We start from the raw sequence: 17,291 nt of genomic DNA on the forward strand, positions 1-17,291 counted from the left end.
TCCGAGACCGGGATCCCGGCCTCGTGCTCCTTCAGGATCCCGATGATCTGCTCTTCCGTGAAGCGGCTGCGCCTCATGTTCTGGTCCTCTCGATGGGCCAGAACGAACTTCAAACTGGATTATCCCAGAGGGGCAACGTCATTCCAAGTTGATTGAGGAAGCACAAACGGATCGAGCCAGGCGGACTCTGCGCAACATCCGCTCCGTGTGTTTGGAATTCTTGGCTGATGGGCGCCCCGTTTATGTCGCGGCCGTCGCCCGTGAGTTGGTGACAAAATACGGCGGTCCCAAAGAGCAGTCGATCCGTGATCAGCCGCTGCGCTTGAGACTGTTAGTGGAACTATACGGGAGGGAGCAACAAGCCGAGGCTACCGCAAGTGGCGCGCAATCAAACGGTAGAAAGGGTCAGAAAGCATCGAAAGATGAGAGCGTGCTGGATGCAATAACTGATATAAACGTGCGCGCCTATGTGAGCGCATTAATGACCAGTCTGGACGACGCACAGGGTGAGCTTAGCAGCTTGCGCGCTGCCTTTCGGCGTATCAAGGTAACCCATCTAAACCACACGCAATGTTACGAACAAATCGAAGAATGTGCTGATGAGGATGTCAGCGAAGGTCGACTATCTCGTAGCCCGCTGACTGAAGCTGAGATCGATGCGATACGCACCTTCCTGAGTGACCGATTCCTATATGATGAGAACATGCGCGTTGATGAAAGTCTTGGCCTTGTAAGTGACCGGTCTGGAAGGCTGATTATTGGTCTTCCGTTTGTTTCGGCCCTTAGGAAAATGGCGCGGCAGGGTCAGTGATCAAGTTCGCTGTCCCAGTACAAATAATCGATCCACGTATGATGGTACCGGTGATGATCGAAATCAGGCTGGCGCCTATGTAATTCAAGTCGTGTTGGACGTCGTGGTCTTTGAATGAGAGGCATTCCCGCCTCGGGCGGCGTCCTGTTGGCCTTGCGCAGATTGCAAGGGGAGCAAGCGGCAACGACGTTCTCCCAAGTAGTTAAGCCGCCGCGTGAGCGAGGCATCACATGATCGAACGTAAGCCCACCCGACGGAAGATACTGAGAGCAGTATTGGCAGGTAAAGCGATCGCGCAAATAGATGTTGTATCGAGTAAACGCCGGGTGTCGGACCGGAGATATATAATTCTTGAGCGCCACAACACTCGGAATTGGCATACTTCGACTGGGTGACCGCGCCTCTAAATCATAAGTCGCTACTAGGGTCACTCGTTCCGAAAACAGCGCTACTAAAGCGTCTCTCCAACCCCAAAGGGATAGGGGACTGTAGGAAAGGGGCCGATAGTCCGCATTCAACACTAGCGTCTGAAGATCCATCATGGAACCGCTCCACCCCAAGCCGCCCCGTGACGAATATGGATGGAATACGTTTTGCCAATATGTATCGTGCTCCTAAGACGCTGATAAAACACCAACAAGTGGTTTTGCATTGCGGAGTACGCCAGGAAGACGTTGAACCGGGTGAAGGCGGGGTTGCGCGACGGCTTCACATAGGTCTTGAGCGAGACGACGCTGGGCAGGCGCATCTCGAAGCTCGGCGAGTGGATCGCCTTGTCATATGTCGAGACCACGGTGACGCGGTCGAGGAAGACGGCCTTGATCGTGTCCTGCCAGGACCAGAGCGACAGGGGATAGTAGCTCAACGGGCGGTAATCCGCGTTGAGCACCAGGGCCGGCCATGAACCCGGGGAGATTGCGGTCGAAACCGGCAATGCCCCAGGCGATACGGCGACCGTCAAGATGAACTCCTTGCGATCGGGCGGCTCGGCGATTCGCGAGCCGCGAATTCAGGCACTGATGAATAGTATGGGGTTCGTGTCGCTCTTGTGAAGCCCTCTGGCGGCGCAAGCCTCACGTTGCCGGAACGGCGGACCGGCCCTTGAGCACGGCATAATGGGCCCAGAGGAGGCGCGCCGCTACGGCCCTGTGCGGCCGCCAGCGCTCGCCGATCGCCCGCATCGCTGGCGTATCGGGGCGCGCGGGCAGCCCCAGCGCATCGGCCGCGGCCGCCTGCAGGGCGATGTCGCCGGCTGGCCAGGCGTCGGGATGGCCAAGGCAGGTGAGGAGATAGACCTCAGCCGTCCAGGGGCCGATGCCGGAAACGCGGGTCAGTGCCGCCTCGGCCTCCTCCGGCGAGAGCGCCGCAAGCCGGTCAAGGTTAAGCGTGCCGTCGAGGACGGCTGCGGCAATGGCCCGGAGCGTCCGCGTCTTCGGCCGCGACTGGCCGGCGGCGCGATAGGCCTCGTCATCGGCCGTGGCCAGCGCCTCCGGCGTGATGGCGCCGAAGACGCTGCGGGTGCGCTCCCAGATGGCCTGCGCCGCCAGCGTCGAGATCTGCTGGAAGACGACGACATGGACGAGCCCTTCGAAACCGGCCGGGCGCCGCCGCAGCGGCGGTCGCCCGTTGGCTGCGGCGAGCCGCGCCATCACCGGGCAGGCGGCGGAAAGCGCCGTCAGGGCCGCATCGAGATCGTCGTCGCTGGCGATGGTCATGCGTCTCCTTGCCGGTCGCCTCTTGTCGAAGGACCATGCCTTGACCATAGGCTCACCCATGGCACCAGCCCACCACCTCGAACCGCAGCCGGTCTTGCGTTTCGCCCCGAGCCCCAACGGCTATCTCCATCTCGGCCATGCGCTGAGCGCGCTGGAGAACGAGCGGCTGGCGGCAGCGCTCGGCGGCCGGCTGCTCCTGCGCATCGAGGATATCGACCGCGCCCGCTGCCCACCGCATCTCGAAGCCGCGATGATCGAGGACCTCGCCTGGCTTGGCATTCCCTTCACGCCGCCCCACCGCCGCCAGTCCGAGCATCTCGCCGACCACCGGGCCATGCTGGCGCGGCTTCAGGCGATGGGCCTCGTCTATCCGAGCTTCGAGAGCCGCACCGAGCTGAAGGTGATGGCGGAGACCCGCGCGCGTGCCAGTCGTCGGCCCTGGCCGAACGATCCCGACGGCGCGCCGCTCTATGCCGGCCTCGGCCGCGACCTCCCGGCGGAGGAGGTCGCGGCGCGGCTGGCGGCCGGCGAGCCCCATGCGTTGCGCCTCGACATGGCGACGGCTCTCGCGCGGCTCGACGCGCCGCTGAGCTGGACCGAGGTGGATGCGGCGGGCCACCCGCTGCGCGTCGTGACCGCTCATCCCGAGCGTTGGGGCGACGTCGTTCTCGCCCGCAAGGATCTCGGGACAAGCTATCATCTCGCTGTCGTCACCGACGACGCGCTGCAGGGCGTGACCCATGTGGTGCGGGGCATGGACCTGTTCGAAGCAACCGCGGTCCATCGCCTGCTGCAGGAGCTTTTGAGGCTACCTGTGCCCCTCTATCGCCACCATGACCTGCTGCTCGGGCCGGACGGCCGCAAGCTGTCGAAGAGCGACCAGGCCGAGGGATTCCGGGCGCTGCGGCAGTCCGGCGTGACGGCCGCGGAGCTCAGGCGGCAACTGGGATTCTGATAGCCCTCTAGATCGACCGCCCCGCCGCCGCCCAATAGGGATCGCGCAGCCGCCGCTTGAAGATCTTGCCGGAATCCTCGCGCGGCAGGTCGTGGCTGACCTCGATCGTGCGCGGCACCTTGTAGTCGGCAATGCGCTCGCCAAGCTTCGCCTTCAGCGCCTCGGCGCGGATCTCGACCCCCGGCTGCGGCTCCACCACCGCCATCACGCTCTCGCCGAACTCGGCATGGGGCACGCCGAAGACCGCGCAATCCCGCACCTCCGGAAGCGCCAGCAGGGCCGCCTCGATCTCGGCGGGATAGATGTTCACGCCGCCGGCGATGATCATGTCGCGCTTGCGGTCGCAGAGGAACACGTGGCCGTCGGCATCGACATAGCCGATGTCGCCGCAGGTGATGAAACCGTCGCGGTCGACCTCGCGGCGCTTCTCCGGCGCCTTGTGATAGGTGAAGTCGGGATAGCCTTCGATCCGGCAGTAGAGTTCGCCGATGGCGCCCTGCGGCAGCACCGCGCCCTCCTCATCGACGACGCGGATCTCGGCGCCCGGCGACAGCCGCCCGACCGTGCCGGGCTTGGTGAGCGCATCCTCTGAGGTGGCGAAGGTCACCGGCCCGGTTTCCGTGCCGCCATAGAACTCGTGGATGACCGGCCCCCACCAGGTGATCATCGCCGCCTTGACCTCGGCCGGGCAGGGCGCGGCGGCATGGATGACGAAGCGGAGCGAGGAGGTGTCGTAGCGCGCCCGCACCGCATCCGGCAGCTTCAGGAGCCGCACGAACATGGTCGGCACCATGAAGATCGTATCGATCCGGTGCTCCTCGATCAGCCGCAGCATCTCCTCGGCATCGAAGCGCGGCATCAGCACCAACACGCCACCGAGACGCCCCGCGCGGATGCCGAAGGAATTGGGCGCGGAATGGTAGAGCGGCCCCGGCAGCAGCGCCCGCACCCCCGGCTTGAGGCCATAGACGAGGGCGCGCAGCCCCTCCGTCGCCTTGGCCTCCTCCGGCGTCGGCGCCTTGCGGCGCACGCCCTTCGGCCTTCCCGTTGTGCCGGACGTGTAGATCATGCTCATCGGCGCAGGGCGAGCGGCACCCGCATAGGGCTCTTGGCCGATCATCCAGGCCTCCAGGGCCTCGGCGCCGGCGAGGGCCGCGCCCGGCCTTTGCGGAAAATGCTCCGCCACCTCCGGCGGCACCGGCACGGCGAGCACGGTGAGGTCCGCGGGCAGGTGGCCGGCGAGGGCGCTCAGAAGGTCGTCATGGCCGACCAGCACCTTCGCTTCGCAGTCGTCGAGGATGTAGCGGATCTCGTCGGGCTTCAGGTGCCAGTTCACCGGCACCGCATAGGCTCCGAGCGTTGCCGCCGCATAGGTCGCCTCGAGGAAGGCGATGTCGTTGCGCATGAGGATCGCGACGCAGTCGCCCGGGCCAACGCCGAGCCGCTGCAAGCCCCCGGCGATGCGCCGCGTGCGCGCCTCGACCTCCTCGGGCGCACGCTGCCGCGCGCCGCTGACGATGCCGCGGGACAGGGTCTTCTCCTCAGGCATGGCGGCCCTCCCGGCCTCCTCGCGTCCTCAGTTGACGGCGCGCGCCCGCCCCTCCCAATGGGGGCTTCTCAGGGCGGTCTTCAGGATCTTGTTGGCCTGCGACAGCGGCATCTCGTCCCGGACCTCGATGGTCTGCGGGCATTTGAACCCGGCGATGCGTGTCTTGCAGTGGGCGATGATCTCGTCCGGCGTGGCGCTCTGGCCGGCCTTGAAGGTGACGACGGCGTGCACCGCCTCGCCCCAGATGGCGTGCGGCACACCGATGACGGCGCATTCGCGGATGGCCGGGTGGGTGAGGACGGCGTTCTCCACCTCGATCGAATAGACGTTCTCGCCGCCGGTCACGATCATGTCCTTGATGCGGTCGGAGACGTAGAGATAGCCGTCGGCGTCGAGATAGCCGGCATCGCCCGTGTGCATGTAGCCGCCGCGCAGCGCGTCCGCCGTCATCTCCGGCTGGCCCCAGTAGCCCTTCATCACGGTCGCCCCGGCGACGATGATCTCGCCGATCTGGCCCACCGGCACGTCGCGGTCGTTCTCGTCCACCACGCGGATGTCGCAGCCGACGATGGCGCGTCCGCCCGAGGCGAGGCGATGCACCTTGGCCGGGTCGAGCGAATGGTCGGCGGGCTCCAGATAGGTGCAGGCCGGCGAGAGCTCGGTCATTCCATAGGCCTGGGAGAAGCGCACATGCGGCAGCCGCTGGATCAGCGCCTCCAGCGTCGCCACTGGCATGGGCGCGCCGCCATAGCCGATCAGCTGCAGCGAGGAGAGGTCATAGGCGTCGAGATCCGGCTCGTTGAGGATCATCGTCATCATGGTCGGCACCATGGAGGTCATGGTGATCCGGTGGGTCTGGATCGCCTCCAGAACGCCTTTCACGGTGAAGCGCGGGATGACGACATGGGTCGCGCCGAGCAGCGTGTTGGTGAAGACGCGGGACCCCGCCGCCGCATGATAGAGCGGCCCGGCATGGAGCCCGACCACCGAGCTGTCGAGCTTGGTGTGGACCATGCCGCCGAAGGAATTCGCCATGCAGTTGGTGTGGGTGAGCATGACGCCCTTGGAGCGCCCGGTCGTCCCGCCCGTGTAGAACAGCACCGCGATGTCATCGCCGCCGCGGCGGGCATCCTCGGCGGGCGCAGCGGCTGCCAGCGCGGCGTCATAGGCGATCATGCCGGCGGGGCAGGGCCCCTCGCCCGCATGGATCATGTGCGCGAGATCCGGGCATTGCGGCCTCAGGGCCTCGGCCATCTCGACGAACTCGTCGCCCACGAGAAGGATTTTTGCGCCGCAATCCTGCATCAGGAAGGTGGTCTCGGGCAGCGCATAGCGGGTGGAGACCGGCACGGCGATGCCGCCCGCCCAGAACGCCGCGAAGAAGAATTCGAGATAGCGGTCGGAGGAATGGGAGAGCATGGCGACGCGGTCGCCGGGCTGGAAGTCGAGACCCTTCAGGACCCCTGCGAGCCGCGCCACCCGGTCCAGGAACTGCGTGTAGGTCCAGCGCCGCCCGGCGAAGACCAGGGCCGTCTTGTCCGGAAACAGCCGTTGCGCGCGGTGCAGCGCGAGGGTGAGCTGCATCGTCATGGCGCGGTCTCCCGCCTCGCCCCACGATGCCCTGCCATGCCCGTCATGCCGATCGCCCCATCTGCCCCGGTGGTCCCGGGTCCATTCATGAAGCGGTATTTCTCACCATGAAACGCGCCGCCGCAACCGCGCCGGACGGGGGAGGGGGTCGCAAATGACGAAGGCCCGCGCGGTGGGCGCGGGCCTTGGAGAGGGACGGCTGACCGTGAGGGTCAGATCACGTAGTTGAAGCCATCCACCGCCTCGCGGGCGAGGATCTGATCCATGGACCGCGAGGGCTCGGCACAGCCAGCTGTGCCGACGGGCTTGGCCGGCACGCCCGCGACCGTGGTGTTCGGCGCAACCGCATGCAGCACCACCGAGCCGGCGGCGACACGCGCGCAGCGACCGATCTCGATATTGCCGAGGATCTTGGCGCCGGCGCCGATCAGCACGCCGCGGCGCACCTTCGGATGGCGGTCGCCCGCCTCCTTGCCGGTGCCGCCGAGCGTCACGCCCTGGAGGATGGAGACATCGTCCTCGATCACCGCCGTCTCGCCGACAACGAGGCCGGTGGCATGGTCGAGGAACACGCCCTTGCCCATGCGCACGGCGGGGTTGATGTCGGTCTGGAAGACCTCCGACGAGCGGCTCTGCAGGTAGAGCGCGAAGTCGCGGCGGCCCTGGCCGAGCAGCCAGTGGGCGATCCGATGCGCCTGGATGGCATGATAGCCCTTGAAGAACAGCACCGGCTCGATCAGCCGGTCGGCGGCCGGGTCGCGGTCGATCACCGCGGCGGCGTCGGCGCGCATGGCCTCGGCGATGGCGGGGGAGGCCTCCAGGGCCTCGGTGAAAGCGTCGTGCACCACATCCGCCGGCACGTCCGACGTGGCGAGGCGGGCGGCAACGCGGCGGGCCACCGCATCCTCGAAGGACGAGGCCCGGCCGATGGTGCGCAGCACCAGCGTGGCGATCTCGGGATTGGCGGCAGCGGTCGCCTCGGCCTCGGTCCGCAACCGGTGCCAGGCGAGGTCGGCGGTATCGGACGGCATCGGGATGACGGTGCCGGTGGTCTGCGGCTTGGCCATGAGAGAAAAATCCTCCGCAGGATCAGCTTGGAGGGGGAATAAGACCTCCGTACGACGCCGATTCAAGTCAATTCGGCGGGATAGAATGGTCGTCTGCGAATGCAGTGAACGGCGGGATGGGTATTTCGCCATCCGTATCCGCGGGAGTTATTGATCCTCCCGCCGATCCGCATTGCACAGCCGAAGTGCGTCCTTCGAGGCTCGCTTCCGCTCGCACCTCAGGATGAGGAGGGGCGGAGATTTGCATGAAAGACCTCAACGGCCGGTCCATTCTTGCTTGCAGGTCTCCCCATTCCTCATCCTGAGGTGCGAGCGGAAGCGAGCCTCGAAGGACGCACTAGGCTGATGCAGAGCGCCTCTTGGACAGCAGTCGCTGCCTCACACCGCCATGGCCTGCTTCTCGCGCCGGCGCTGCACCGACGAGGGAATGCGCAGCGCCTCGCGATATTTCGCCACCGTGCGGCGGGCGATGTCGATGCCGGCGTCCTTGAGCTTGTCCATGATCGCGTCGTCGGAGAGCACGTCGTCCGGCGTCTCCGCATCGATCATCTGCTTGATGCGGTAGCGCACGGCTTCCGCCGAATGGCTCTCGCCGCCCTCCGAACTCGCGATCGACGAGGTGAAGAAGTACTTCATCTCGAAAATGCCGCGGCTGGTGGCGATCGACTTGTTCGAGGTGACGCGCGACACGGTCGATTCATGCATGCCGATGGCATCGGCGATGGTCTTGAGGTTCAGCGGCCTCAGATACTCGACGCCGAGGGCGAAGAAGGCGTCCTGCTGGCGGACGATCTCGGTCGCGACCTTCAGGATGGTGCGGGCGCGCTGGTCGAGGGCGCGGGCGAGCCAGGTCGCTGTCTGCAACGCGTCGGCGAGGAAAGCCTTTTCCCCGTCGCTCTTCGTCGTCTTCGACACCCGGGCGTAATAGCTCTGGTTAACCAGCACCTTCGGGAGCGTCTCGCTGTTCAGCTCGACGATCCAGCCGCCATCCGGGCCGGCACGCACCATCACGTCGGGCACCAGCGGCTGGACGGGCGCGAAGCCGAAGGCGAGGCCTGGTTTGGGGTTGAGGCGGCGGATCTCGGCGACCATGTCGGCGAGGTCTTCCTCGTCCACGGCGCAGAGCTTGCGCAGCTGGGCATAGTCGCGCTTCGCCAGCAGGTCGAGATGGCCGACCAGCACCTGCATGGCCGGGTCGAAGCGATCCTTGTCGCGCAGCTGGATGGCGAGGCATTCGGCGAGGTTCCGCGCCGCGACGCCCGAGGGCTCGAAGCTCTGGATGACCTCCAGCACGCTGACGACATCCTCGACCTCGGCGCCGAGCCGGTCGGCGACATCCTCGACCGTCACGGTGAGGTAGCCGGCCTCGTCGATGGCATCGATCAGCATTTGCCCGATGAGCCGGTCTGCCGGCACCTCCACCGCCAGCGCCAGCTGGTTCGACAGGTGGTCCTGCAACGACAGGTCGGCCGAGACGAAGGCTTCGAGGTTGTAATCCTCGTTGTCGCTGCCACCCGACCCGACATTGGCCCAGGACGAGGTCATGGGGTCGGAGGCGGCGTCCACATGCTTTGCCTCGGGTCCCTTGTCGTCGGGAAAGACGTTCTCAAGCTCGGTGCCGAGTCGATCCTCGATGTCGGTCCGGCTGTTGCCCATGTCATCGCCGAGCCAGTCGCCGGCCTGGGCATCACCGCCATCGGCTATGGCGGGGGCCTCCGGCGCCTCGCCCTCGACGGTCGGTTCGGGCGTGTCGGCGCGCTCCAGGATCGGGTTCTTCTCCAGCTCCTGCTCGACATAGGCGACAAGATCGAGGTTCGACAGCTGCAGGAGCTTGATGGCCTGCATGAGCTGGGGCGTCATGACCAGAGACTGGCCGACGCGAAGCTCCAATCGTGCAGACAGGGCCATCGGTGTCCTTCGGCTTCACCCGTTGCGAGCGTGACGGCCGATCATAGGCGGGGGCCGTCGCATATAGCAAGGTTCATGCCATGGTACCGATGACTGCGAGGTTAAGGGCGGCGGAGATATCCGGGCTTGAGCCTTGGCCCTGTCGGGGCCACGGTACCTGACGCTGCGTCATTCTGGAGCCTCCCATGAAGCGCCCGTGGCTATTGGTCCTTGCCCTGATCCTTGCTCTGTCGCCGGCCGCCGCCGCACCCGCCGACGAGGCCAATGCCGTGGTCGATGCCTGGGTCGCCCGTTACAGCGCCAATGATCGCGACGGGGTCGTCGCGCTCTACGCGCCGGATGCGATCCTGCTTGGCACCACCAGCCCCGTCATCTCCGAGGGAACGGACCAGATCCGCACCTATTTCGACGAACTTCCCGGCAGCGGCCGGTCGAACCGCATCACCGATCGCCGTACGCGCGTCCTGTCGCCCGATGCTGTGCTGTCGACGGGCTTCTATGCCTTCGCCCGGGCCGCTGAGGGCAACGTGCCGCGCCCCTCGCGCTTCTCGATGCTGCTGGTGCGGCGGGACGGCCGGTGGCTGATCCTGCACCACCATTCCTCGCCACACTCGGCAGTCCGGCGCTAGGTCAGAGCCGGAATTCCTCGCCGAGATAGAGGCGGCGCACATCCGGGTTGGCGACGATCTCGTCCGGCGTGCCTTCCATCAGCACCTGGCCGGAATGGATGATGTAGGCGCGGTCGATCAGGCCAAGCGTCTCGCGGACATTGTGGTCGGTGATCAGCACGCCGATTCCGCGCTCCTTCAGGTGGCGGACGAGATTCTGGATGTCGCCGACCGCGATAGGGTCGATGCCGGCGAAGGGCTCGTCGAGCAGCATGAAGGAGGGCCGCGTCGCCAGAGCGCGGGCGATTTCGAGGCGGCGGCGCTCGCCGCCCGAGAGGGCGATGGCCGGGCTCTTGCGCAGCCGGGTGATGGTGAACTCCTCGAGCAGCTCGTCGAGGTCGCGCTCGCGCTTGGCCTTGTCCTTCTCGGTCACCTCGAGGACGGCGCGGATATTGTCCTCGACATTGAGGCCACGGAAGATCGAGGCCTCCTGCGGCAGGTAGCCGATGCCGAGGCGGGCGCGGCGATACATGGGCAGCGCCGTGATGTCATGGCCGTCGAGTTCGATATGGCCTTTGTCGGCCTCGACGAGGCCGGTGATCATATAGAAGACCGTGGTCTTGCCGGCGCCGTTCGGGCCGAGCAGGCCGACCGCCTCGCCGCGCCTGAGGTCGAGGCTGACGCCGCGCACGACGGCGCGGCCCTTGTAGCTCTTCCACACGCCATGGACCGACAGCACGCCCTGGCCGGAGCGCGGCTCCTCCTGCTCACGCGGCAGCGGGGCCTGCGGCGGCTGGTCGAGCTCGGCGACCTGCGCCGCCATTTCCCTGACCAGCCAGTCTCCGTCGACGGGCTCCGGGGCCGGAGCCGGCTTGCGGCCCATCAGGCCGGTGACGCGGTCGAGGACGGACACGAGGCGGGGGCCTCAGCCGCGAGGGCTGCGGGCCTGCGGCCGGGCCGGCGCGCAGTCGGGATTGCTGGTGCCGCCACCCGGTGCGCCACCGCCACCGCCCTGCAGGATGCCGGAGACCCGGCCGCCCGACGGAGCGGCGTCGAGCCGGACGCGGTTGGCGGTGAGGTCGGCATGCAGGCGGGCGCCGCGCAGCACGTTCTCGCACTGGGTCAGCGTAACGTTGCCCTCCATGATTGCCTCGTTGCGGCGGGCATCGAAGGAGCCACGCTCGGCGGTCGCCGTCTGGTTCTTCGAGCGCACCACGACGCCGCCCTGCATCTCGAAGCGGCGGACATTCTGCGTCGGGGTGTTGCCCCCCGAGGCCGCCTGGCCCTGGCGCGGCGTGGTCGTGGCGGCGCGGCCGGCCGCCGAATTGTCCTCGTAGAAGATGACGAGGCGGCCGGTCTGCAGCGTCGATTCACCCTGCTGGATGCGGACATTGCCGGAGAGCACGGCGCGCTTCTCGTTGTCGAAGACTTCGGCCCGGTCGGCCTCGAAATTGATCGGCTCGCTGCGGTTCTGGGTGAAGCCGACGAAGGGGCTGCCCGCCTGCTGGGCCAGCGCCGGAGTCGCCAGGCCGAGGGCCAGGATGGCCGCAGCCGAGGCGCGCCGCAGGACGGAAACCGGGGCGGTGCAAGCCGGCATCATGGGGAAGCTCCGGGGCGACCACGCGGCGGCGAGGGCTGCGACAGGTCGGTGATGGTGGGGTCGGGCGGTTCGGGCATGAAGTTACCACGCACCCTGCCTTCAAGCACGATCACCTTGCCATTGTCACTAACCTGCATGCGGTCGGAGAACAGCTCCCCGCGCGGCGAGGCGAGCTGCACCGGCCCATTCGACATGATGGTACCGGCGCGGGTGTCGACCATGGCGTGGCCGAGCGTGCCGCGCTGGCCGTCGGTGGTCGTCACCGAGACATTGTCATTGAGTTCGACCCGGCCGGTCTTGGTATCGAGGAGGCCGGCGGAGGACACGACCCGCGCCGTGCCGCCGCCTTCGAGCTGCATTTCCGCGTCGATGGCCGAGAGCGCCACGAGGTTCGCCTGGGTCACGTCGTGCTCCGCCTTGGTGGCGGCGACGCGGTAGAAGCGGTTGTCGGTGGTGTAGCCGGTGAGGCGCGGCGCCTCCATCGTCACCTTGGAGCCCGACAGCGAGATGGCGCCGATGGAGATCGGCAGATTCAGCGCCTTCAGCGGATCCCACCAGGAGATGAAGACCACACCGGAGAAGATCAGCACGGCCAGGCTCGGCACGAGCACCCGCAGACTGCGCACGCGCTTCGAGTGACGGTAGGCGGCGCGGAACGCCGCCTCGCGATCGACGCCGTCGGCGAAGCCGATGCGGTCGCTGCCGCCGGCCGTCCCGCCAAAGTCCTCGATCCGCTTCGCCGCCATGCCCTGTCCAAGCCTCGCCCTTGCCGGCATGGGCCGGCCTCAGGGCGTCAGACCACCATTCTATGGCCCGACCATGGCCAAGGCAAAGCGGCCATCGGGCGAGATCGTCTCACACGCTTACGAATGCGCGAAGATGTCGGTTTCCGGCCAGCCCGCGAGGTCGAGTTGGGCGCGGGTCGGCAGGAAGGTGAAACAGGCTTCGGCGAGCGCCGTGCGGTTCTCGCGCGCGAGCATGGCGTCGAGCTTCTCCTTCAGCGCGTGCAGATGCAGCACGTCGGAGGCGGCATAGTCGAGCTGCGCGGGGGTGAGCGTCTCGGCCGCCCAGTCCGAGCTCTGCTGCACCTTCGACATGTCGATGCCGAGCAGTTCGCGCGACAGGTCCTTCAGGCCGTGACGATCGGTGTAGGTGCGCACCAGCTTGGAGGCGATCTTGGTGCAGTAGATGGGCGAGGTGACGACGCCGAAGGCATGTTTCAGCACCGCCACGTCGAAACGGGCGAAATGGAACAGCTTGATGACCGTCGGGTCGGTGAGCAGCGCGCAGAGGTTCGGCGGCGCCGGCTGGCCGGAGCGGATCTGCACCACGTCGGCGGAGCCGTCGCCCGGCGACAGCTGGACGACGCAGAGGCGGTCGCGCTGCGGCACGAGGCCGAGGGTTTCGGTGTCGATGGCAACGATGCCGGTACGGTAGTGGCTGAGGTCGGGCAGGTCGCCGACATGCGAGCGGATGGTCATGGTGGCACCGGGTGCGCGAAGGAGACGAAGGCCGCGCCGCTGCCGTGGACGCGAGGCCGTGTCAGGTCCTATAGGGCGACGGGCCGGAGAAATCCAATGACCGCCACGCCGCTCAAGCTCTACGCCTTCGACGCCGAGGATCTCGCCGTGCTCTCTGCCCATCTGCAGGATGCGGTGCTGAAGGCCTCCGACATGGCCTTTCTCGCGCGCGAGCGCCGCTTCGCCCTCGTCTGCGACCGCTTCGACTGGACCGCGGCGTCGGACGGCGTGCCGCAGCGCCGGCGGGCCGGTCTGCGCCTCGAGCGGGTGACGGCTGTGAAGGTGCGCGGCGTGCCGAAGGGCGAGGACAAGCCGCTGGCGCTGCTCGCCATCAACTATGCGCCCGCCGGTCCGGACTCCCCTGATGGCACGGTGGAGCTGGTCTTCGCCGGGGGCGCGGCCCTGCGTCTTTCCGTCGAGTGCATTGAGGCGGCGATGGACGATCTTGGGTCCGCCTGGGCAGCCGAGGCCACCCCGCGGCACGACTGACGATCACCGCTCCGCCGCGACCGTCGCAGCGATGGTCGCCACGGCCTCCGGCGTCGCTGCTTCCGGTGTCATGCGCCAGGAAGCGAAGAAGTCGAGCTCCGGCAGGACGACGGTGGTCTCGAGCCGGCGCAGCCGGCCGCTCGCAAGTTCCAGCCTCGCGATCGCCTCCGGCACGGCGGCGATCCCCAGTCCATCCTCGGCCATGCGCAGGATCGTCGCCATGGAGGATGAGGCGTGGATGCGCACCGGCGGCAGGCCGGGCGCGGAGAACATCTCGCGCAGCACCAGATAGGGCTTGGTGTTGCGCGAGAAGGTCATGATCGGATGGGTGGCAAGGGTCGCGAGATCCACCGGCTGCGGCAGCGCGAGGCCCGGCCCGGCGAGGAAGGCGAGCTTGTAGGTGGAGAGCGGCAGGTTCTTCAGCTGCGCCGCGGCAAAGGCGCCAAGCGCGAAGACCAGATCGAGCTCCTGCGCCACCAGCCGGTCGCGCAGGTTCGGCGTGATGTCCACCTCGATCTCCAGCACCAGTCCCGGATAGGCCTTGGCCATGCGCTCGACGAAGCGCGGCAGCCAGGTGTGGACGATGGTTTCGGCGACCCCGAGCCGCAACGTGCCGCGGATGGCGCTGCGGTCGGCCACCGCGTGCAGCATCTCCGCACGCAGCTTGAGCAGCCGCTCGGCATAGTCGAGGACGCGCCGGCCGGCATCGGTCGGCACGACCTGGCGTTTCTCCCGCACCAGCAGCCGCTGGCCGACTTCGGCCTCGAGCTGGGCGATGCGCTGCGACACCGCCGGCTGCGTGGTGTTCAGCCTTGCCGCGGCCCGGTGGAAGCTCTGCAGCGTCGCCACCCAGACCAGCGTCTCCAGCGCCTTGAAGTCCACCATCCGCCAGCGTTCCAATAAATCCTGCTTATCAAAGGTGATCCAAACTTCGGATTGGACGCAATGCAAGGGGAATGATCGACTACCAGCCCAAGGAAGTGTGGGACCCTGTTCTGTCGGGGGTCTTCCTTGGGGGACGTTATGGCCATTGCCCAGTTTCGCGCGCCGCACGTGGCCGACGTCACCGATCCGGCCGCCGTGCGCCGGGCCATCCGCCGCGGCGACATTACCGGCCACACGGCGGGCCTCGCGCCGGGACGCGTCCAGGGCAATCTGGCCATCCTGCCCAGGGATCTCGCGGCCGACTTCCTGCGCTTCTGCACCCTCAATCCCAAGCCCTGCCCGATCATCGGCCTCTCCGACCCGGGCGACCCGGCCGTGCCGTCGCTCGGCGCCGATCTCGACATCCGCACCGACCTGCCGCGCTACCGCGTCTGGAAGGACGGGGTCATGGTCGACGAGCCGACCGACATCCGGTCCTGGTGGCGCGACGATCTCGTCTCCTTCGTCATCGGCTGTTCCTTCTCCTTCGAGGAGGCGCTGATCCAGGACGGCATCCCCATGCGCCACATTGGCTGCAACACCACTGTGCCGATGTGGCGGACCAACATCGCCTGCGCGCCGGCAGGCCCCTTCGCCGGGCCGATGGTCGTCTCGATGCGGCCGCTGAAGCCCGCCGACGCCATTCGCGCCGTGCAGATCACCTCGCGCTTCCCCGCTGTCCACGGCGCGCCGGTCCATCTCGGTCTGCCCGGCGACATCGGCATCGCCGACATCACCAAGCCCGACTACGGCGACCCGGTCGAGGTGAAGTCGGACGAGCTGCCGGTCTTCTGGGCCTGCGGCGTCACCCCCCAGTCGGTCATCGCCGCGGCGAAGCCGCCCTTCGCCATCACCCACGCACCGGGCTCCATGCTCGTCACCGACCTCACCAACAGCCGGATGGCCGCCCTGTGACCGCCGCCCCGACGCCGCACCCCGGCTTCGGGGCCTTCGGCAAGATCCATCGCGAGTTCTTCGACGCCCTCGGCTCCGAGGGCTGGACCGACGTCGCCGGCTATGAGGGCGTCAGTGAGAAGATCCTCTCGGGCCGGCTCGATCCCGCCCGCCGCGCCGGTGCCGTCACCCGCCTCGCCCGCTGGCAGCCCGGCGCAGCCGTTGCCACGACCGTGGCGCATGACTGGTGCGAGGAGGTCTTCATTGTCTCCGGTTCGCTCCGCATTGGCACGTCCGCTGCTAGGGACCAGTCCACGCTTCTGCCGGCGGGCACCTATGCGGTGCGCCCCGCCCATGTCGTCCACGGTCCCTTCTTCAGCGACGAGGGCTGCCTGCTGATCGAGTTCATGTACTACCCGCCGACCCCATAACCAGAACATCCAGAGACCGCCGCAACCCCGCCTCCGGGCGGACACGACGAAGGAGTGACCCGATGTATCGATGGACGACCGCCGCGGCCGTAGCCGCGCTCACGCTCACCGGCGCACTGCCGGTGCTGGCCCAGACGGTGCCGGCCGGACCGCAGGTCAATGTGCAGATCGTCACCCAGCCGAACCCGACCATGCCGCAGTTCACGCGGGTCGATCAGCCGCTGCTGCGCGACGGCCTCGCCACCAAGTCGAACGGCCGCATCCGCGTGACGCTCGCCTCCTGGCCCGAGCGCAACCTCAACGGTCCGGAAATTCTCCGCCTTGTCCGTTCCGGCCAGGTCGATATCGGCGCGGTGCCGCTGAACACGGTGGCTGGCGACGTGCCGCTGCTCGACGTGGTCGACCTCGCCGGTCTCAATCCCAGCCTCGACCAGGCCCGCAAGGTCGCCGCCGCCATGCTGCCGGAGGCCAACAGGGAGCTGGAGCGCTTCGGCGTCCGCATCCTCGCCATGTATCCCTTCGCGGCGCAGCAGTTCTTCTGCCGCGGCGAGGTGAAGAGCCTTGCCGATCTGCGCGGCAAGCGCATCCGGACCAGCGGCGGGTCCTCGAATGACTTCGTCAGCCAGATCGGTGGCCAGCCCACCGGCATCGGCTTCCCCGAGGTTTACTCCGCGCTCGAGCGGGGCGTTGTCGACTGCGCCATCACCGGCAGCGGTTCGGGGAACTCGGCTCGCTGGTACGAGGTCACCCAGAGCCTCTATGCCCTGCCGCTCTTCTGGTCGGTCTCCGCCTATGTCGTGAACATCCAGTGGTGGAACCGCCTCGACCCGGCCGTGCGCGCCGCCATGGAAGAGACCATCAAGGAGGTCGAGGAGGCGCAGTGGAAGCTGGGTCTCGAGCAGACCGAGGATGGCATCTCCTGCAACATCGGCGACCGTGCCAATTGCAAGCTTGGCCGCGTGCCGGACGCCAATCCGATGCGCGTCTTCCGTCCCGTCGAAGCCGACACGGCGGTGATGCGTACGACGCTGACCTCCACCATCCTGCCGGCCTGGGTGCAGCGCTGCGGCGCCCGTTGCGGTGAGGTCTACAACCGCGTCGTCGCCCCGATCACCGGCGTCCGCTTCGGCACCAACTGACACACACGGCCCGGCGCGGGCGGGGACCCGCGCCGGAACCTTGCATCATTTTGATCACGACATCGACGGATGCCGGCGCGATCATGACGCC

General features: G+C 67.3%; 18 protein-coding genes and 1 pseudogene. 7 read left to right on the forward strand and 12 right to left on the reverse strand.

Annotation, left to right across the window (positions count from 1 at the left end; all coding sequences use genetic code 11):
- The first annotated feature begins 148 nt into the window (after window positions 1–148).
- Complete coding sequence (gene gmtX, locus O9344_RS17075; RefSeq protein ID WP_298480123.1) at window positions 149–811, forward strand: gamma-mobile-trio protein GmtX; 663 nt, start codon at window positions 149–151, stop codon at window positions 809–811.
- Here gmtX and O9344_RS17080 read toward each other — a convergent pair.
- The 3 genes and pseudogenes from O9344_RS17080 to O9344_RS17090 all read right to left on the reverse strand — a co-directional run bounded on the left by O9344_RS17080 (window position 805) and on the right by O9344_RS17090 (window position 2,526).
- A complete protein-coding gene (locus tag O9344_RS17080; RefSeq protein WP_298480126.1) occupies window positions 805–1,353 on the reverse strand; it encodes an HNH endonuclease in 549 nt (182 codons plus the stop codon). The two genes, gmtX and O9344_RS17080, sit on opposite strands and share 7 nt — an antisense overlap.
- Before the next feature lie 122 nt (window positions 1,354–1,475).
- A pseudogene (locus tag O9344_RS17085) lies at window positions 1,476–1,745 on the reverse strand (HNH endonuclease); the annotation flags it as partial.
- A 139-nt stretch (window positions 1,746–1,884) separates the two neighbouring features.
- The gene (locus tag O9344_RS17090) at window positions 1,885–2,526 is read right to left on the reverse strand and encodes a DNA-3-methyladenine glycosylase 2 family protein (RefSeq protein ID WP_298480129.1); all 642 of its coding nucleotides are present in this window, start codon (window positions 2,524–2,526) and stop codon (window positions 1,885–1,887) included.
- 58 nt (window positions 2,527–2,584) lie between these two features.
- Between O9344_RS17090 and gluQRS the strand changes: the two genes are divergently transcribed.
- Window positions 2,585–3,481 carry a tRNA glutamyl-Q(34) synthetase GluQRS gene (gene gluQRS, locus O9344_RS17095; protein ID WP_298480132.1) on the forward strand — a complete coding sequence of 299 codons (897 nt, stop codon included), beginning with the start codon at window positions 2,585–2,587 and terminating at the stop codon, window positions 3,479–3,481.
- Window positions 3,482–3,488: 7 nt separating this feature from the next.
- Here the strand turns inward: gluQRS and O9344_RS17100 are convergent, their stop codons facing one another.
- The 4 genes from O9344_RS17100 to rpoN form a co-directional block, all read right to left on the reverse strand.
- Window positions 3,489–5,030, reverse strand: coding sequence for an acyl-CoA synthetase (locus O9344_RS17100; protein ID WP_298480134.1), 1,542 nt, complete (start codon window positions 5,028–5,030; stop codon window positions 3,489–3,491).
- Window positions 5,031–5,057: 27 nt separating this feature from the next.
- Window positions 5,058–6,620, reverse strand: coding sequence for a long-chain fatty acid--CoA ligase (locus O9344_RS17105; protein WP_298480137.1), 1,563 nt, complete (start codon window positions 6,618–6,620; stop codon window positions 5,058–5,060).
- A 212-nt stretch (window positions 6,621–6,832) separates the two neighbouring features.
- Window positions 6,833–7,651, reverse strand: a complete 819-nt coding sequence (cysE, locus tag O9344_RS17110) for a serine O-acetyltransferase (RefSeq protein WP_298480234.1) — start codon at window positions 7,649–7,651, stop codon at window positions 6,833–6,835.
- 414 nt (window positions 7,652–8,065) lie between these two features.
- The gene (gene rpoN, locus O9344_RS17115; protein WP_298480140.1) at window positions 8,066–9,595 is read right to left on the reverse strand and encodes an RNA polymerase factor sigma-54; all 1,530 of its coding nucleotides are present in this window, start codon (window positions 9,593–9,595) and stop codon (window positions 8,066–8,068) included.
- A gap of 185 nt (window positions 9,596–9,780) precedes the next feature.
- Here rpoN and O9344_RS17120 point away from each other — a divergent pair, with 185 nt between their 5' ends.
- Window positions 9,781–10,224, forward strand: a complete 444-nt coding sequence (locus O9344_RS17120; protein ID WP_298480143.1) for an SgcJ/EcaC family oxidoreductase — start codon at window positions 9,781–9,783, stop codon at window positions 10,222–10,224.
- Between the two features lies 1 nt (window position 10,225).
- Here O9344_RS17120 and lptB read toward each other — a convergent pair whose 3' ends face one another.
- The 4 genes from lptB to O9344_RS17140 form a co-directional block, all read right to left on the reverse strand.
- The gene (lptB, locus tag O9344_RS17125) at window positions 10,226–11,086 is read right to left on the reverse strand and encodes an LPS export ABC transporter ATP-binding protein (protein WP_298480237.1); all 861 of its coding nucleotides are present in this window, start codon (window positions 11,084–11,086) and stop codon (window positions 10,226–10,228) included.
- A 42-nt stretch (window positions 11,087–11,128) separates the two neighbouring features.
- Complete coding sequence (locus tag O9344_RS17130) at window positions 11,129–11,803, reverse strand: LptA/OstA family protein (RefSeq protein WP_298480146.1); 675 nt, start codon at window positions 11,801–11,803, stop codon at window positions 11,129–11,131.
- Window positions 11,800–12,579: an LPS export ABC transporter periplasmic protein LptC gene (lptC, locus tag O9344_RS17135; protein WP_298480149.1), complete on the reverse strand. Its 780-nt coding sequence runs from the start codon at window positions 12,577–12,579 to the stop codon at window positions 11,800–11,802. The genes O9344_RS17130 and lptC overlap by 4 nt, the downstream gene beginning before the upstream one ends.
- A gap of 87 nt (window positions 12,580–12,666) precedes the next feature.
- Entirely contained in the window at window positions 12,667–13,284 is a 618-nt protein-coding gene (locus O9344_RS17140; protein ID WP_298480152.1) for a ribonuclease D, read from the reverse strand.
- Window positions 13,285–13,380: 96 nt separating this feature from the next.
- Between O9344_RS17140 and O9344_RS17145 the strand changes: the two genes are divergently transcribed.
- On the forward strand, window positions 13,381–13,812 hold the full coding sequence (locus tag O9344_RS17145) for a DUF2948 family protein (protein ID WP_298480156.1): 432 nt from the start codon (window positions 13,381–13,383) through the stop codon (window positions 13,810–13,812).
- 3 nt (window positions 13,813–13,815) lie between these two features.
- Here the strand turns inward: O9344_RS17145 and O9344_RS17150 are convergent, their stop codons facing one another.
- Window positions 13,816–14,697, reverse strand: a complete 882-nt coding sequence (locus tag O9344_RS17150; RefSeq protein WP_298480159.1) for a LysR family transcriptional regulator — start codon at window positions 14,695–14,697, stop codon at window positions 13,816–13,818.
- 138 nt (window positions 14,698–14,835) lie between these two features.
- Here O9344_RS17150 and O9344_RS17155 point away from each other — a divergent pair, with 138 nt between their 5' ends.
- The 3 genes from O9344_RS17155 (at window position 14,836) to O9344_RS17165 (ending at window position 17,200) form a co-directional block, all read left to right on the forward strand.
- Window positions 14,836–15,651, forward strand: a complete 816-nt coding sequence (locus tag O9344_RS17155; protein ID WP_298480162.1) for a putative hydro-lyase — start codon at window positions 14,836–14,838, stop codon at window positions 15,649–15,651.
- On the forward strand, window positions 15,648–16,061 hold the full coding sequence (locus O9344_RS17160; protein ID WP_298480165.1) for a cupin domain-containing protein: 414 nt from the start codon (window positions 15,648–15,650) through the stop codon (window positions 16,059–16,061). Before O9344_RS17155 ends, O9344_RS17160 begins: the two co-directional genes overlap by 4 nt.
- Window positions 16,062–16,123: 62 nt before the next feature.
- Entirely contained in the window at window positions 16,124–17,200 is a 1,077-nt protein-coding gene (locus O9344_RS17165; protein WP_298480168.1) for a TRAP transporter substrate-binding protein, read from the forward strand.
- Window positions 17,201–17,291: the final 91 nt, after the last annotated feature.

It is taken from the genome of Phreatobacter sp., assembly GCF_027532945.1.
Taxonomy (GTDB): domain Bacteria; phylum Pseudomonadota; class Alphaproteobacteria; order Rhizobiales; family Phreatobacteraceae; genus Phreatobacter.

Excerpts from the sequence above, each read along its gene's own strand:
- O9344_RS17080 (WP_298480126.1), bottom strand. The coding sequence starts at position 1,353 with ATGATGGATCTTCAGACGCTAGTGTTGAATGCGGACTATCGGCCCCTT.
- O9344_RS17090 (WP_298480129.1), bottom strand. The coding sequence starts at position 2,526 with ATGACCATCGCCAGCGACGACGATCTCGATGCGGCCCTGACGGCGCTT.
- gluQRS (WP_298480132.1), top strand. The coding sequence starts at position 2,585 with ATGGCACCAGCCCACCACCTCGAACCGCAGCCGGTCTTGCGTTTCGCC.
- O9344_RS17100 (WP_298480134.1), bottom strand. The coding sequence starts at position 5,030 with ATGCCTGAGGAGAAGACCCTGTCCCGCGGCATCGTCAGCGGCGCGCGG.
- O9344_RS17105 (WP_298480137.1), bottom strand. The coding sequence starts at position 6,620 with ATGACGATGCAGCTCACCCTCGCGCTGCACCGCGCGCAACGGCTGTTT.
- cysE (WP_298480234.1), bottom strand. The coding sequence starts at position 7,651 with ATGCCGTCCGATACCGCCGACCTCGCCTGGCACCGGTTGCGGACCGAG.
- rpoN (WP_298480140.1), bottom strand. The coding sequence starts at position 9,595 with ATGGCCCTGTCTGCACGATTGGAGCTTCGCGTCGGCCAGTCTCTGGTC.
- O9344_RS17120 (WP_298480143.1), top strand. The coding sequence starts at position 9,781 with ATGAAGCGCCCGTGGCTATTGGTCCTTGCCCTGATCCTTGCTCTGTCG.
- lptB (WP_298480237.1), bottom strand. The coding sequence starts at position 11,086 with ATGGGCCGCAAGCCGGCTCCGGCCCCGGAGCCCGTCGACGGAGACTGG.
- O9344_RS17130 (WP_298480146.1), bottom strand. The coding sequence starts at position 11,803 with ATGATGCCGGCTTGCACCGCCCCGGTTTCCGTCCTGCGGCGCGCCTCG.
- lptC (WP_298480149.1), bottom strand. The coding sequence starts at position 12,579 with ATGCCGGCAAGGGCGAGGCTTGGACAGGGCATGGCGGCGAAGCGGATC.
- O9344_RS17140 (WP_298480152.1), bottom strand. The coding sequence starts at position 13,284 with ATGACCATCCGCTCGCATGTCGGCGACCTGCCCGACCTCAGCCACTAC.
- O9344_RS17145 (WP_298480156.1), top strand. The coding sequence starts at position 13,381 with ATGACCGCCACGCCGCTCAAGCTCTACGCCTTCGACGCCGAGGATCTC.
- O9344_RS17150 (WP_298480159.1), bottom strand. The coding sequence starts at position 14,697 with ATGGTGGACTTCAAGGCGCTGGAGACGCTGGTCTGGGTGGCGACGCTG.
- O9344_RS17155 (WP_298480162.1), top strand. The coding sequence starts at position 14,836 with ATGGCCATTGCCCAGTTTCGCGCGCCGCACGTGGCCGACGTCACCGAT.
- O9344_RS17165 (WP_298480168.1), top strand. The coding sequence starts at position 16,124 with ATGTATCGATGGACGACCGCCGCGGCCGTAGCCGCGCTCACGCTCACC.